The 13,174-nt window shown below is 55.1% G+C and carries 11 protein-coding genes; 1 reads left to right on the top strand and 10 read right to left on the bottom strand.

Annotated features, from left to right (window positions below):
* Positions 1 to 7 precede the first annotated feature (7 nt).
* Positions 8 to 640 carry a glutathione S-transferase gene (locus tag AC1QQ2_RS10325; protein WP_479713064.1) on the top strand — a complete coding sequence of 211 codons (633 nt, stop codon included), beginning with the start codon at positions 8 to 10 and terminating at the stop codon, positions 638 to 640.
* An 87-nt stretch (positions 641 to 727) separates the two neighbouring features.
* Here the strand turns inward: AC1QQ2_RS10325 and AC1QQ2_RS10320 are convergent, their stop codons facing one another.
* The 10 genes from AC1QQ2_RS10320 to AC1QQ2_RS10275 all read right to left on the bottom strand — a co-directional run bounded on the left by AC1QQ2_RS10320 (position 728) and on the right by AC1QQ2_RS10275 (position 13,063).
* Entirely contained in the window at positions 728 to 3,514 is a 2,787-nt protein-coding gene (locus AC1QQ2_RS10320) for a bifunctional aconitate hydratase 2/2-methylisocitrate dehydratase (protein ID WP_479713063.1), read from the bottom strand.
* A gap of 194 nt (positions 3,515 to 3,708) precedes the next feature.
* Positions 3,709 to 4,257 carry a YaeQ family protein gene (locus AC1QQ2_RS10315; RefSeq protein ID WP_479713062.1) on the bottom strand — a complete coding sequence of 183 codons (549 nt, stop codon included), beginning with the start codon at positions 4,255 to 4,257 and terminating at the stop codon, positions 3,709 to 3,711.
* Positions 4,258 to 4,325: 68 nt separating this feature from the next.
* Positions 4,326 to 4,613 carry an SH3 domain-containing protein gene (locus AC1QQ2_RS10310; RefSeq protein WP_479713061.1) on the bottom strand — a complete coding sequence of 96 codons (288 nt, stop codon included), beginning with the start codon at positions 4,611 to 4,613 and terminating at the stop codon, positions 4,326 to 4,328.
* A 135-nt stretch (positions 4,614 to 4,748) separates the two neighbouring features.
* On the bottom strand, positions 4,749 to 5,786 hold the full coding sequence (locus AC1QQ2_RS10305) for an extracellular solute-binding protein (RefSeq protein ID WP_479713060.1): 1,038 nt from the start codon (positions 5,784 to 5,786) through the stop codon (positions 4,749 to 4,751).
* Between the two features lie 17 nt (positions 5,787 to 5,803).
* Entirely contained in the window at positions 5,804 to 6,613 is an 810-nt protein-coding gene (locus tag AC1QQ2_RS10300) for an ABC transporter permease (RefSeq protein WP_479713059.1), read from the bottom strand.
* Between the two features lies 1 nt (position 6,614).
* Positions 6,615 to 7,535: an ABC transporter permease gene (locus tag AC1QQ2_RS10295; protein ID WP_479713058.1), complete on the bottom strand. Its 921-nt coding sequence runs from the start codon at positions 7,533 to 7,535 to the stop codon at positions 6,615 to 6,617.
* Positions 7,535 to 8,626: an ABC transporter ATP-binding protein gene (locus AC1QQ2_RS10290; protein WP_479713087.1), complete on the bottom strand. Its 1,092-nt coding sequence runs from the start codon at positions 8,624 to 8,626 to the stop codon at positions 7,535 to 7,537. The genes AC1QQ2_RS10295 and AC1QQ2_RS10290 overlap by 1 nt, the downstream gene beginning before the upstream one ends.
* A gap of 204 nt (positions 8,627 to 8,830) precedes the next feature.
* Positions 8,831 to 9,964 (bottom strand): acetylornithine deacetylase, encoded by a 1,134-nt coding sequence (gene argE, locus AC1QQ2_RS10285; RefSeq protein ID WP_479713057.1) that lies wholly within the window; start codon positions 9,962 to 9,964, stop codon positions 8,831 to 8,833.
* Positions 9,961 to 12,030, bottom strand: a complete 2,070-nt coding sequence (locus AC1QQ2_RS10280) for an oxidoreductase (RefSeq protein WP_479713056.1) — start codon at positions 12,028 to 12,030, stop codon at positions 9,961 to 9,963. The genes argE and AC1QQ2_RS10280 overlap by 4 nt, the downstream gene beginning before the upstream one ends.
* Positions 12,031 to 12,127: 97 nt before the next feature.
* Complete coding sequence (locus AC1QQ2_RS10275; RefSeq protein WP_479713055.1) at positions 12,128 to 13,063, bottom strand: LysR family transcriptional regulator; 936 nt, start codon at positions 13,061 to 13,063, stop codon at positions 12,128 to 12,130.
* Positions 13,064 to 13,174: the final 111 nt, after the last annotated feature.

The raw sequence follows: 13,174 nt of genomic DNA, 5'->3' as shown, positions 1-13,174 counted from the left end.
ACACAGCATGACTGATAAACCCATCTTCTGGAATTTTCGCCGTTGCCCCTATGCGATGCGGGCGCGGCTCGCGATTTTGACGGCGGGCGTGACAGTTGAAATCCGCGAAATCCTGCTGCGAGATAAACCTGCGGAGTTTTTGGCCACCTCGCCATCGGGCACTGTACCCTGCCTACGCACGGCTGACACAGTCTATGATGAAAGCCTCGACATTATGATCTGGGCGCTGCAACAGCTTGACCCGAACGGGCTAATGGACATGCCAGAAGATGGTTGGGCGTTGATCAAGGCGAACGACGGACCGTTTAAGGCGGCACTTGATCACACCAAATACATCACGCGCTATCCCGATCTGGACTTGGATACCGAACGGGAGAAGGCGTCAGCGCATCTCCGGAAATTGGATCGTCAGCTTGCAGGTCAACATTTCCTCTACGGGGATACGATGACCATTGCCGACCTCGCCATTCTGCCGTTTCTTCGACAGTTCGCACATATCGACCGCACTTGGTTCGACACCCAAAGCTGGACCAATCTCCGCGCTTACCTTGATGGTTTTTTGGCGAGCGATCTCTTTTTGCGGGTTATGGACAAACGGAAGCCGTGGGCTGTTGGGGATGAACCCGTCTTTTTTGGCTGAGCGCCCAAAGTCTCGCCTCTAGGCGCCCTAGACAAACTAAAACGGCCCGCCAAAAGCGGGCCGTTTCTATTTCAAACTCTACACCGATCAGAAGTGAACGGAGAGTGCGTCCAACGGTGTTTTCGTCGGAACGAATTTGGTCAGGTTGATACCCTTAACGGCTGCTTTGTATTCAGCCAGTGTCGGGGTGCGGCCAAGGATCGCCGAGAGCACAACAACCGGTGTCGATGCCAGCAGCGATTCACCTTTCTTGGTGTCGCTGTCAGCTACCACACGGCCTTGGAACAGGCGGGTCGAGGTGGCGAGAACAGTGTCACCTTTCGCTGCTTTTTCCTGGTTACCCATGCAAAGGTTACAACCCGGACGCTCGAGGTAGAGGATGTTCTCATACTCGGTACGCGCGTTAGCTTTGGGTGCGAGGTCATTGAATTCAAAACCAGAATACTTCTGGAGAATTTCCCAATCGCCCTCTTCCTTCAGTTCGTCGATGATGTTGTAGGTCGGAGCAGCAACAACAAGCGGAGCTTTGAACTCTACCTTGCCGTTTACTTCTTCGATGTTGCGCAGCATCTGAGCGACGATCTTGATGTCGCCCTTGTGGACCATGCACGAACCGACAAAGCCCAGATCGACCTTTTTCTCTGCACCGTAGTACGAGATCGGACGAATGGTGTCGTGGGTGTAGCGCTTGGACACATCAGCGTTGTTCACATCAGGGTCAGCGATCATCGGCTCGTCGATGATGTCGAGATCAACAACAACCTCAGCGAAGTATTTTGCGTTCGCATCAGGTTTCAGCGCCGGTTTCTCGCCCGAACGGATCTCCGCGATACGCTTGTCAGCGATTGCGATCAGGTTCGCGAGCATACCGCTCTCTTGATCCATACCCTTGTCGATCATGATCTGGATGCGGTGTTTCGCGATTTCCAGCGATTCAATCAAGGTCTCGTCATCAGAGATACAGATCGACGCTTTCGCTTTCATCTCTGCAGTCCAGTCGGTGAAGGTGAACGCTTGGTCTGCGAGCAAGGTACCGATGTGCACTTCGATGACACGACCTTGGAATACGTTGTCGCCGCACTGCTTCAGCATCTGCTGTTGCGTCGCGTGAACAACATCACGGAAATCCATGTATTCGACCATCGAACCTTTGAAGGTGACCTTGACCGACTCTGGGATGGGCATCGACGCCTCACCTGTTGCAAGAGCCAGAGCCACAGTGCCAGAGTCCGCACCGAATGCGACGCCTTTGGACATACGCGTGTGGCTGTCGCCGCCGATAATGATCGCACGATCATCAACTGTGATGTCGTTGAGAACCTTGTGAATAACGTCAGTCATCGGGTGGTAGACACCCTTCGGGTCACGACCGGTTACGAGACCGAATTTGTTCATGAAGCTCATCAGGCGCGGAATGTTGTCCTGCGCCTTCTTGTCCCAAACCGATGCAGTGTGGCAGCCCGACTGATACGCGCCGTCAACGTTCGGCGAGATCACGGTTGCAGCCATCGCTTCGAGTTCCTGAGCCGTCATCGGGCCAGTGGTGTCTTGCGAACCAACAATGTTGACCTTTACGCGAACGTCAGAACCAGCGTGCAAAACCTTGCCCGGAGTAACGCCAACAGCGTTCGCGTTAAAGATTTTCTCAACAGCGGTGAGGCCTTGACCTTCGTGGCTGATTTCTTTGGACGGAGCGAAGACAACAGGTGCTTCAACGCCTAGGATGTCAGCAGCAACAGTTTGGAGTTTCTTACCGAAAACGATGGCGTAAGAGCCGCCAGCTTTCATGAACTCGACTTTTTGCGGTGTGAAGGAGGAGGACAGATCAACCAACTCTTCGCCGTTTTCGTCGTAGAGTTTCTTTTTCTTGGTGTTGATCTTGAGGACCTTACCAGTTTCGACCGAATACTTCTGCTCGAGCAGCGGATTGCCGTCGTTACCGAGGATCGGTTTACCGTCTTCGTCCAGCTTTTTAACCCAGTTTTTAAGGTCGAGACCGATACCGCCGGTCACACCGACAGTGGTCAAGAAGATCGGCGAGATGCCGTTGGTGCCAGCGACAACAGGTGCGATGTTTACGAACGGCACGTAAGGCGATGCCTGCTTACCAGTCCACAGCGCGACGTTGTTCACGCCAGACATACGCGACGAACCTACGCCCATCGTGCCCTTTTCAGCGATCATCATGACGCGCTTGCCAGGGTGCTGGAGTTTCAGCTCTTCGATGTGTTTCTGTGCCGCTTCATCGCACATGCATTTGCCGTGCAGTTCGCGGTCAGCGCGCGAGTGTGCTTGGTTACCCGGCGACAGAAGGTCGGTCGAAATGTCGCCCTCAGCAGCAACAAAGGTCACGACTTCGATTTCTTCTTCGATCTCAGGCAGACGGGTGAAGAATTCAGCGTTTGCGTAGCTTTTCAAAATGTCGGTCGCAACAGCGTTGCCAGCCGCATGAGCCGCTTTCAGACGGTCAGTGTCAGCCTCGTAGAGGAACACTTGGGTTTTCAGAACTTCCGCTGCGGATTCAGCAATTGCCTGATCATCGCCGAGCGCGAGGTCGAGCAGAACCTTAACCGAAGGTCCGCCCTTCATGTGCGACAGCAGTTCGAACGCGAATGCGGTGTCGATTTCAGCAACGGCTGCTTGACCAAGGATGATCTCTTTGAGGAACTCAGCCTTCACGCCAGCGGCGCTCGTGGTGCCGGGGAGCGTGTTGTAGATGAAGTATTTCAAGGAATCGGCGCGGTGCGCGTTGTTGACGTCCTTGATCTGCTCGATGATTTCGGCAGTCAGAGCGCCATCATCGATCGGCTTGGGGCTAAGCCCCTGCGCTTTGCGGGCTTCGATCTCTTCGAGGTAGCTGGCATAGAGGCTCATTGGTATCTCCGGTGGAAGACTATCTATTTCATGTCTGCGCGACGGCGAAAAACCGATCCCGCGCTGTATTGTGCACAATTGTATACAAATCAAATCGCAGATGCAAGATAGGCGACTGCGACGAATGCACCAATTTGTCGGCAACCTGCCATAGAGGGTGCCCTAAGGGCAACTGTGGCATCTCGTACCGCAGGTCAGTTCAGCGCTGATTTCAGTGTCGTCGGTGTGACGTAAACGATCTGATCCCCAACGCTGACCATCACATCACCGTCTTGGATATTCACCTGCAGCTTCATCGAACGATCCGCGAGGCCCGCAAGTTCGCTCGTCGACTGTTCAGACAGCGCCATGACCTGAAGGTTATCAAACCGACTGGTGCTATTTTGGATCTTATCCCACCAGACATCCGCAGTTCTACCACCGTAGGTGTAGATCACGACCTTTTGTGCCTTAGCGCAGGATTGACGCACTACCTTATCGCTCGGCAAACCGAGGGCGATCCACAGCTCAAGTTCATCACTCAGGCTCTTTTGCCAGATATCGGGTTCATCGTCGGTCGAAATCCCCTTGGTCATCTCTAGCTGCTCATGCGCATTCAGAGCAAAAGCTAAGAGACGCACCATCATCCGCTCATCCGTTTCCGAGGGGTGTTTGGCAATGGTAAGCTTATGCGTCTCGTAATAGTGACGATCCATGTCAGAGACAGAGAGTTCGACTTTATAAATGGTAGCTTTCTGCGCCATGGCCGCCCCCGAAATTGAATCCTAGGGCTGCGTAAAGCCTCTGGCGCCAATGTGAAAGCGGATAACGATCAATAGGTGTTCAGGTAGTCGGCAGAGACATACCCCGAAACACCGATCCCAGACGCAAGGGACACGTGGCACCAACGCTGACCAACTTCGGTCACGCACTCATGCTGATTGAGAACTGTCCCGTCTGGCAGACCCATAATGATCTCATAGCCCAACCCCGGCCCTGCCCGCAGTTTGAGCATATCGTTGGCACCAACGCCGTTCACCACAGCGCGGTTCCCCACGACCGAGGAACAGCCCGCTAGGACTCCAAGCCCGACGACGATTTTTGCAATAGTGCTGCGCATCATATCCTCACATCTTTTTCGGTAATGATGCACGAAAGGAACCAAAGGTCCAACCTACGAACGGCACATATCAAAGTATTTCCGCGGTCTCAAAGTAAAAGGCCCCCTGATCGCTAAATCAGAGGGCCCAACGATTTAGTTCTTCAGGTCAGTCCAGATACGGTCGTAGATTTCCTGAACCTGCTGATCGCAAACCTCAATGAACACACCTGGGCCAGCATCTGCGGGCGGGTTGGATTCAGGTTGGCTGGCGAGCGTGGGATCAAGGTATGGCGCGACGCCATCCACACCCGCGACGTAGCGTGCGTAGTTCGACACGGCCGCGATGTTTTCAGGCTCTAGCAGGAAGTCCATAAACTTGATCGCGTTGGCGCGGTTCGGCGCGTCTTTCAGCAGAACCACGTTGTCCATCCAGACGACGTAACCTTCACGCGGGAACGCGTATTCAATCGGTGCACCCTCTTCGCGGGCTTTGGCGCCGAAACCGTCGTAGATCTGTCCAACAGCCGCATCACCAGACACGAGCACTTCTTTCGCAGTGTCAGAGTTGAACGAGGCCCAATGCCCCTTGGCCGATTGCAGCATGTCGTTGAGCGCCTTGAGCTGATCACGATCGCTCGAACATTGCGGAATACCGAGGTGAAGGGCCGCCATCGCCATCACTTCGCCCTGACTGTCGAGCATGTTGATTTTTCCCGACAACTCAGCGGGCGGATCAAAGAGGATCGACGTGGTGTTGATGTCACCCGCATATACATCGCGGTTCACCGCAAAAGAGGTCGACCCCCACTGATACGGGATCGAATGCATACGACCGGGATCAAAGCTCGGGTCCGACCACTGAGGCAGGATATTCCCTTTATTCGCCAATTCCCCATCGGCAATAGTATCGAGCAACCCCTCGCCGGCCATGATCTGCACCATGTAGTCACCCGGCACAGCAACGTCATAGGTGCCCATCGCACCAGCCTTGAGCGCCGCAAGGAGCGCCTCGTTGCTGTCGTAAGTGTCCATGATGATCTCGACGTCATTCTCAGCGGCGAATTTGTCGAGCAGCTCTTGTGGGATGTATTCAAACCAGTGGTAAATCACCAGCTGCCCCTCAGCCAGCGCAACCCCTGCAGTGACAGTCAGCGCTGCAGCCGCCACTGTCGATTTGATGATGGACTTCATAACAACCTCCATGTTGTTCATTTATTGTTGTCCCTTCGGCTGATGAGCCAAGAGAGCGTGACCATCACCACCGACACCCCAAGGAGCATTGTGGAAATAGCCATGATGTTGGGCTTTATGCCCTGTTTCACCGATCCGAAGATCGCTGTTGGCAGGGTTTCAACCCCTGCGCCTTTTACGAAATTGGTGATGATGAAATCGTCGAGCGATACGATAAACGCGAGCAACCAGCCCGAAATAATCCCCGGCATCATCAACGGGAGCAGCACACGGGTGAAGGCCTTGGCGCGGGTCGCATAAAGGTCCATCGCGGCTTGTTCGTAGGTCGCCTCGATCCCTTGCATTCGTGCCGAGATCGGCAAGTAGGCGAACGGAATGCAAAACGCGATGTGGGCCAAGAGGATGGTGATCAAACCACGGTCGACGCCGATTGCGTTGAAAAAAATCAGCGTTGCGACCGCCGTCACGATCTCTGGCACCATCAGCGGCAATGAGATCAGACCAAACGACGCGGTCCGTAGCTTGAACCGTCCGCCCCGAAGGATCGCAGTCGCCGCAAACGTTGCCATCACCGTCGATGTACTCGCCGCGATCAGCGCGATGACGAAACTGTTTCGCGCTGCAATTTTGAATTTCTCGCTCTCCGCACCGGTAAAGACCTCTGCGTACCAGCGTAGCGAAACGCCCTCCCAGTTGGTGATCGAGACGGAGTCGTTGAAGCTGTAGACCGTGACGACCAACAACGGCGCGTAAAGGATAAACAGGCAGAAAATCGTGATCGCCTTGAAGCTGGGATACTGGCGTAGATCATAGCTCTTCATTGCCATGTCATTTCTCCCCTTTCGCCTGCTGCCGCGCAGAGATCAGAAGAATGACCATCACCAAGGTCAAAAGGATCATCGACGCCGCAGCCCCGAACGGCCAGTTGCCCGCGTTCCCTTTGAACTGCTCTTCGATCAGGGACCCGATCATAAAATTCTTCGCACCGCCCAAGAGATCAGGCGCAAGGAACGACCCGAGCGACGGGACGAAGACGAGGATGCAGCCCGCAACGATGCCGGGTTTGACCGTGGGCAATAGGATACGACGCAACACGGTCCACCGTGTAGCGTAAAGGTCTGCCGCCGCCTCGGACAAGGCAAAGTTATAGCGTTCGACAGCGGCATAGATCGGCAGCACCATGAACGGCAGGTAGGAATAGAACAGCCCCAGTTGCACAGCAAAGTTTGTGTTCACGATCGCCAATGGTTCCGACAACAGACCTGACCCCACCAGCAAATCATTCAGTGGCCCCTGATCCCGCAGCAGGAACTTCATCGAAACTGTGCGGATCAAGAGGTTCACCCAATAGGGAATGGTGACCAAAAACACCCAGATCGCCCGCTCTTTCTCGGGCCGGGTGGCGATGAAATAGGCCGTGGGAAACCCGATGATGAGGCTCATCAGCGTTGCCACTCCTGCTTGCCAAATCGACCGCCAAAAGATCGAAATGTAGGTCCACTGGAGGACGGGTGGATCGTCCCCAAACAGCCCACGATCAAAGAAGAACTGGTCGTAGGCCGAGAGCGTGAATTCCCAGATCACACCGCCGCGGAATTCCTTGGTCAGGAAGGAATAGACCATCATCATCGACACAGGCGCGAGAACGAGGATGGTCAGCGTCACCCATGACGGCAAAAGCAGCCAATACCGCGCGGGTGCAAATGTTTCGCTCTGCGACGAACCGCCTGAACTTGCCCCACCCGCCATTAGTCGGTCAGGAGGCGGCCAGCCCCCTGCTCCATATTAACGACGACCTCTGCGCCAATGTCGAACACACGCGAATTTCCGCGCGAAGAGTTCGAAGCGCGAATGGTAAAGTCTGGTCCCTCGTTCAGCGCGACGATGGTGGTGATATCCGTCCCGATAAAAATATTCTCGCGCACGGTGCCCTTGAACCCTTCGGCAGCCATCGGTTCCTCAGAGAGGAACAGGCGTTCGGGTCGCATAGACATATGGACCTTATCGCCCGCTTTGACGCCTTCGACCGCGTCACAAATCAAGGCATGACCACCGCCCAAATGACATTTGGCCTGACCCTCCGCGACCGCATCAACAGTGACCTCAATCAGGTTCGTGTCCCCGATGAAATCCGCGACAAAACGGTTTTTGGGCCGCTCATAAATCTCTCGCGCATCGCCAAGTTGTTGCAGTTCACCTGCAGACATGACCGCGATACGATCCGACATGGTTAGGGCTTCTTCTTGGTCGTGGGTGACAAAGATGAATGTGATCCCCGTTTCGCGCTGGAGGTGCTTTAGCTCCAACTGCATCGCTTTACGCAGTTTGAGATCGAGCGCCGACAATGGCTCGTCCAGTAGCAACACCTTGGGCTGAGGCGCCAAGGCCCGCGCAAGGGCCACACGTTGTTGCTGCCCGCCAGACAATTGCGACGGCTTGCGCGACGAAAACTGGCTCAGCTGAACCATCTCAAGCACCTCACCCGCCCGTTTTCGTGCTTCGGATTTGGATCGCCCGAGCATCTCAAGCCCAAAGCCCACATTGTCCAAGACCGTCATATGCGGAAACAGAGCGTAGTTCTGGAACACCGTATTCACGGGTCGTTTGTGCGGCGGCAACGCGGCAATCGGTTCACCGAACAGCGCAATGGACCCTTCGGTCACATCCTCAAAGCCAGCGATCATGCGCAAAAGCGTGGTTTTACCGCAGCCCGACGGACCCAGCAGCGTGAAAAATTCATTATCATGGATAGAAAGCGAAACACGCTTTAGCGCAGTAAAATCACCATACACTTTCACGGCGTCGCGAACATCGACGGCAATTGGTCGATCAGAATGCAATTGCACGGCCCCCGATTTGGTCCTGCTCAATACAGTTAGACTATGGAGGGAATCCCAGTTTCCCTAATAACGGTGTGCCATAGCAGTCATTAGGTTTAGACTAAGATACATAGTTTCTGTGGATTTGATCAAAACCAAAGCGGCCACTGATTGGCATAGACAGTTAATTGGGCTCGTCGCTCATAATTTGCGCAGGTCAAAAACCTAAACGAGGTCCTCGAGCAATCGCAGCAACATAGCGTCACAGGCCTCTAGCTCGGATGTCAGGATATACTCATCCGCTTTATGCCCTTGCCCTTCCATAGATCCTGGGCCGCACACAACGGTCGGAATACCGATGGCATCGAAGAACCCAGCCTCTGTTCCGTAGGCCACCTTTGTGACGCCGTTTTTACCGCTGATCCGCTGCATGAATTTCACGCAGTCCGCATCGGGCTTCAAATCTAGACCCGGATAAGAGGTCAAACCATCAATTTCAATGACCGCGCAATTATGATCCTGCTCGACCTGAGCACCCAGCGCCGCCAAGTCGGCCTCAAAATCATCAATACGATCTGCCGCCAAATGCCTGATTTCGAATACGAGTTCAGCCACATCTGGCACGATATTCAACGTTGTTCCGCCCGTCAGCTTACCCACATGGACGGTCGAATAGGGAACGGTATAGTCATCATCGACGACGCCAGCCCCCGCGAATTTCGCCTGCAAGGATCGAAGCCCCGAGATCAGGTCAGTCGCCACATAAATCGCATTCACGAACTTCGGCGCGAGTGCGGAATGGCCCGCCTCACCGCGACAAACGGCGCGGTAGCTCTTTTTCCCTTTGTGCCCAATCGACACATCGAGCGAGGTCGGCTCGCCCACGATACAAACGCGCGGCGTCCCGATCAAAGGACGCAACGCTTCGATCATTCGCCCCATCCCAACGCAACCGATTTCCTCGTCATAGGAAATCACCAGCTTGATCGGGGCCTTTAGATCGGCCCCAGCAGCCACTTCGGCAAATGCCAAAACAGAAGCGAGGAACCCCTTCATATCAGTGGTCCCGCGCCCGTAGAGCCGCCCGTCCTCTTCGGTCAGTTCAAACGGAGGCCGCGTCCAGTTTTGCCCTTCAACAGGCACCACATCTGTGTGCGCAGACAAAACCACACCGTCTCCTTCGGGGCCGATCTCGGCATAGAGCCCCGCCTTCGGTTCATAAGTATCCGTGATCCGTGTCACACGAAACCCGAGAGCGGTGAGGTGCGCTTCGATCCAGTCAATGATCGCCAAATTGGACTTTGCGCTGACCGTGTCGAACGCAACCAAATCGCGCAGGATTTCAATGGTGCGGCTCACAAATCACCCAATGCAGTTACTTCACGACGGAACGGCAGCGCATCGCCAATATCCTCGCCATCCAGCTCGCGTGCATAGCGGTGCCCCGCATAGGTCGACCACGCGATCGGCCCCGGCGCCTCGGCGTCCCCGATAATCTTGACCGTCTTGATCCCAGCGTCCGCCCACTCCGATTTACGCGCCATGAGGTCATGGAACAGTTGATCGTACGAGGTCCGCGAGGCGACGATCACGACCGCTTCGGCTTCGATTTCCGTGATTTGATCGGTGTAGGTGCAGTTCGTCTGAACGGTGTCCGACGTGATCCCGACGACCCCACGATTCAGAATAACTTGAACACCCATATTGGCGAGACGGCGATGGATGGTGTGTTGTTCCAGCGTGTTCACCGTCCAATCGGACAAATAGGCCGATGGGGTCACAATGGTGACATCGCAGCCTTTGGACTGCAAAAGCTCTGCAATGACGCCGCCCATATAGTAGTGATCATCATCGTAGATCACGACCTTACCGCTAGGGAGTGTGCCCGCCATAATGTCGTCAGGCGTAAAAATCGGCATCGCGGCGTCCATCGCGAACGAAACGACATGCTGGCGACTGACCCCATCGCGGCGCCATGTGCTCCCCGTGGCGATGCAAACGTTTTCAAACCCGAACTCTAGGATGCTCTCGGCATCGAGTGCGCTGTCAAAATAGGTTTCGACGTTGGGCTTTTGGCTGATCTGATATTCCCGATAGTCAGCCACGCGTCCCCATGCGGACAATCCCGGCAGCAGACGTTCCTTGGCCACGCGCCCGCCCAAAACCGTGCCAGCCTCAGCAAGCGCCACATCATAACCGCGTTCCGCCAAAGCGCGCGTCGCCTCTAACCCCGCAGGTCCCGCTCCGACGACGAGAACGGATTTACTGTCACCTTTCGCGTTCATCCGCTCTGGGTGCCAGCCTTTGCGCCATTCCTCCATAAACGTGGGGTTCTGCGTGCAGCGGCTGATCGACATGGTCATGTCGCCCGTAATGCAGATATTGCAGCCAATACATTCGCGAATGTCTTCGATCCGCCCTTCCATAATCTTGTTCGGCAGGAACGGGTCAGCGATTGACGGACGCGCGCAACCAATCGCATCAAGCGTGCCCGATTTGATCATCCGCGCCATCACATCGGGCGATGTAAACCGCCCGACCCCTACAACAGGTTTGGACGACAACTCTCTGATACCTTTGACCAAAACTTCTTGCGCGGCTTCTTCTTTGAACCGCGATGGACCAGAGCAATCCTCCCATGTGCCATGCGCCAAATCCCAAAGGTCCGGCAGGTCTTTGTTCATCTCAACAAAGTCACGCACCTCGGCGTTTGAAAATCCAAGGTCACCAATCGTTTCATCCAGCGAGACGCGCAGCGTGATCCCCATCGTATCACCCACCGCATCCCGCATGTCAGCGATGACCTCCCGCGCAAAACGGGAACGATTTTCGAGGCTACCGCCGTATTCGTCGTCTCGCATATTGGTCGCGCGGCTGAGGAAGTGTTGGAAAATCCCGAACCCATGCGCTCCATAAAGACAGATCAGATCGAAACCCGCGATCTTGGCCCGTTTAGCGGCATTCACAAACCAACGGCGAAGATCCTTGATCTCGTCCTGATACAGTGCGCGGGCCTGCACAGGATCGTTCGTGAACGTGCGGATCGGACCAGCGGAAACGGCCAGAGGGACCTCCTTGGTATAGAGGTTCGGCCCGTTGATCCCAGAATAGGCCAGCTGAATACCAGCGAGCGCACCGTGCTCTTTCATCTTGTCGGCCATGCGGGTCAACATTGGGATGTCTTTATCCTCCCACAGGCGTAATTCGATGAAGGGCGTGATTTCCGAGGTATGATGCATCTCGGTCTGTTCGGTGAAAATCACACCCCAGCCGCCCTCGGATTTAATCCCCCGCATTGCCGCCGCCGCAGAAGGGTCGCGATATCCCCCGCCGTTACAGTGCGGCACCTGGTAGAACCTGTTTTTGGCCGTAACAGGTCCGATTTTCAGAGGTTCAAAGAGAATATCGTAACGGGGATCGCGCAATTTCAGCTCCATTTCGGACTATGGACGGATCGTAGCAAACAGCCCGCACCGACCAAGTCCGCGCTGCGAAATCATTGGTTAGGCAGCCGCTAAGACTTCACACCAGAGGCAAGCCACCGATTTGCGACAACCGACCATCGCGCACCATCCCAATGGCGTAATCAATGAATGCACGCACCGCGTTGGAACGGTGAACGTCCTGCGCGGTCAAAAGCCCCATCCGCATCGGACGCACAGGCCCCGTGATCGGCACGCATTTCACGTAGTTTCCATCTGGTGACGTATGACTAAGCGGGCGAACGTTTGCGATAGAATACCCAAAGCCGTTCCCAACCATGGATCGCATCACTGCCATGTCGCGCGTGCGTTCAGCGATCACGGGCTTTTCGCCGATCTCATCAAAGAACGACAGGAAGTAGTCGGAACTCAGTGGCAGATCGAGCAGTACCATGGGGTGCTTGAGCAATTCTTCGATAGTGACGCTGTCTTGCCCGACCAAGGGATGGTTTTCCCCCATCAGAGCGATGGGTGGCAGTTTGAGAAGCGGCGTGAACTGGAGGTCAGCAGGCAGGCCGAGATCATAGGTCAAAGCCACATCAATCTCAGATCGACGTAGCGCACTGAACAGTTCGACTTGGTTCATCTCGTGCTGACGCATTTTTACGTCGTCGTAGGTCGTTTCAAACCCGCGACGAAGGGATGGGAGAACCAACTGCGCAAAGGTCACCAGACATCCAACCGTCAACGGACCACGGACGGACCCTGCGATGTCGCCAGCGATGTCCATCAATGCGCCCGCCTCACGCAGGACGATACGGGCTTGATCCATCATCTGGCGTCCCGCTTGGGTCAGAGAGAGGCCCTGTGCGTGCTGTCGCACAAACAACGGTAAACCAAATTCGGCCTCAAGCTGTGTGATCGCAGCGGAAATCGACGGCGATGAAACGTTGATACGTTCAGAGGCCCGCGCGATGCTTCCTGCTTCTCCGACAGCAACGAAATACTCGATCTGCCGAAGGGTATACCTCAACATTTTAATTCCTTGCCTGACCCAGACGCACAAGCATTGACCGTGATCCCTTTGGTTTTCAAGGAAGAACACCGCCCCGCCTTCGCAATCTGTCCAACTGCCCGTTATTTAGGC

The organism is Aestuarium sp., from assembly GCF_023253315.1.
Classification (GTDB): domain Bacteria; phylum Pseudomonadota; class Alphaproteobacteria; order Rhodobacterales; family Rhodobacteraceae; genus Marivivens; species Marivivens donghaensis.
This window is presented reverse-complemented; position numbering and strand designations above follow the sequence as displayed.